This is a genomic window from Streptomyces sp. PA03-6a (assembly GCF_033792765.1).
GTDB lineage: Bacteria > Actinomycetota > Actinomycetes > Streptomycetales > Streptomycetaceae > Actinacidiphila.
In genome coordinates, this window is sequence record NZ_JARAVK010000524.1 from 1 (window position 1) to 2,067 (window position 2,067).

The following is a 2,067-nucleotide window of genomic DNA, read 5'->3' on the forward strand; positions in this document are numbered from 1 at the left end:
CCCCCCCCCCCTACCACCTTCCTCTCTTTTTTTTTTTTTAACCAAGAAAGGGACAACAGAGTGGTGGAGGGGCCGGGGGGTCGGGGGGTGGGTTAAGAGGACAGGCCGCATCCCCCCGGGGGCCCTGGGCCTACGGGACGCCGTGTCCGCCGGACTCCGACTGCGGGATCGAAACGCCACATCGCCCGGGTAGCTCCCGGCACCGACAAGGACGACAGCACCCGGGCTGTCAGTGGCCCAGCCTGTGGTGCGCCCGCGGCGATTCACCACACCATGTTCGTCTCCGGCCCAGGACGGGGGTCTGCCGTACGACATGCCGTTCGTAGTGTTCGGCGCGGACACCGCTGAGGAGACCGACGCCATCCCGCTGGTGACCTCACTGCACCGCATCGCCAACTCCGCGATGCCGTTCGTGCACGTCTCGATGGTGCTCGGCCCCTTCCCGGTCTCCGACGCCTGGAACACCGCGGTGGACACCGGCTACGGCGGACGCGCCAAGATCGTCATCCTGCGTGAGCCTGTCCCGGCAGACATCTCCACCGAGTATGCCGAGCTCACCGAGGGCGTTCTTGGGCCGGACCTGCCGCCCTGGGTCGGGATGCTCCTGCAGGGACGCCCACGCCGTCAGCCGGGATGTGCCCGCCACCACCGGCGAGGACGTCCTCAGCATCGGCATCGACCCGAAGGCTCCCCCCGCCCTGCCCGGCTGGGCACATCGCATCATCGGCCCCACCAGGTAGAACAGCGCACCGGGAACTGCCGCTACCGATCTTTGCTAGCAGCGGCTAGCATGGGTGAATGGCGAAGACACAGCTGAACGTCCGGCTGGAGGACGAAACGGTCGAGGCGGCCCGCCAGGCCGCTGGGAACCGGCACCTGTCCGTCCAGGACTACATCGAATCCCTGATCCGGGCCGACACCGACCCGGTCCGGGCGGCCTTCCTCACCTCCGCCACGGCGATCATCGCCGACCACGGCGACTTCATCGAAGAGCGCGCCCGTGCACCTCGCGATTGACCTCGGCTGGATCCTGGAAGTCGCCCGCCACGCCGGACAGGACGACCCCGCACCCGAGGACTTCGGCGTACCGCTCTCGGCAGTCGACCGGCACAAGGCCCAGCTCTTCGACCAGGACGTCTACCACGGCACTCTCGCGCGTGCCGCAGCCCTCGCCCACACCCTGGGCCGGCTGCGCTGGCTGGAACGCTCCAACATGACGGTGGCCGTCGCGGTCACCGTCGCGTACCTCCAGGCCGCCGGCCGCACCGTGAAACCCGGCCGGGAAGAGATCGGCGCGCTGGTCGACGAGCTGCGCCGGGAGGACTGCACGGTGCGCAGCGTGGTCACGGTGCTGCGGTCCTGGCCGTCCTGACAGCCGGGCAGGACCGACGCCCGACCCCGCGGAGAGTGAGAGCGTCGGCGTCGCTAGTGTCTCCACCGGCCCGTAGGGCCACGGCATGGATGCCATCCGGATAACCCTTCCATGCCACGCCAGGTCCCCGAGACGCCTCGGGGACCTGGCGGCATACGACTGGCAGCAGCCGCCACCCACCGCACGACGAAGGGGCAGTCGGCGGGTGACGGGACAGCCACGAGGCCAAGAGCGGCCCACCGGGGCCCGCGCAGACGATCAAGCCTTTGCAGCAGGGAAGGAACCGGCCGATGGGAATGCTCCAGGACAGCCTCGACAAGGCCGTGCAGAGCGCATTCACCCGCCCGATCCCCAAGTCCGCCCCCACCCGCATGCGTTACCTGGTCAAGCAGCTCAAGGGCACCCGCGCCGCAGCCGAACTGCTCGGGATCTCGCAGCGGACCGTGGAACGCTACGTCAAAGACCAGATCAAACGCCCCCGCGCCGACCTCGCCGCCCGGATAGAGCGCGAAGTGAAGCAGCGCTGGCAGCCGCAGGTCCGCGCCCGCGCCAAGCAGGCCGCGGCCACCACCGGCGGCATCGTCATCGACACTCGGGCCCGCTTCGGCTTCACCGCCGCCCCCGGTTCCACCGACGACGCCCGCCAGCGCCTGATCACCCAAGCCCTGCCGCCGCAGTACGCGGCCCGCCTCTTT

General features: G+C 69.6%; 4 protein-coding genes. All 4 read left to right on the top strand.

The annotated features are described in order from the left end of the window. Nucleotides 1-313 precede the first annotated feature (313 nt). Nucleotides 314-817, top strand: a complete 504-nt coding sequence (locus PV350_RS46295; protein ID WP_500339274.1) for a hypothetical protein — start codon at nucleotides 314-316, stop codon at nucleotides 815-817. Continuing rightward, nucleotides 799-1,017, top strand: coding sequence for a hypothetical protein (locus PV350_RS46300; protein WP_500339275.1), 219 nt, complete (start codon nucleotides 799-801; stop codon nucleotides 1,015-1,017). Before PV350_RS46295 ends, PV350_RS46300 begins: the two co-directional genes overlap by 19 nt. Continuing rightward, the gene (locus PV350_RS46305) at nucleotides 1,001-1,372 is read left to right on the top strand and encodes a fic family toxin-antitoxin system, toxin component (protein ID WP_500339276.1); all 372 of its coding nucleotides are present in this window, start codon (nucleotides 1,001-1,003) and stop codon (nucleotides 1,370-1,372) included. The genes PV350_RS46300 and PV350_RS46305 overlap by 17 nt, the downstream gene beginning before the upstream one ends. A 290-nt stretch (nucleotides 1,373-1,662) precedes the next feature. Then, on the top strand, nucleotides 1,663-2,067 hold a 405-nt coding region (gene tpg / locus PV350_RS46310), incomplete at its 3' end, for a telomere-protecting terminal protein Tpg (protein ID WP_500339277.1).

What these genes read in the sequence shown, in the direction of transcription:
- PV350_RS46295 (WP_500339274.1), top strand. Translation starts at nt 314, where the DNA reads ATGCCGTTCGTAGTGTTCGGCGCGGACACCGCTGAGGAGACCGACGCC.
- PV350_RS46300 (WP_500339275.1), top strand. Translation starts at nt 799, where the DNA reads ATGGCGAAGACACAGCTGAACGTCCGGCTGGAGGACGAAACGGTCGAG.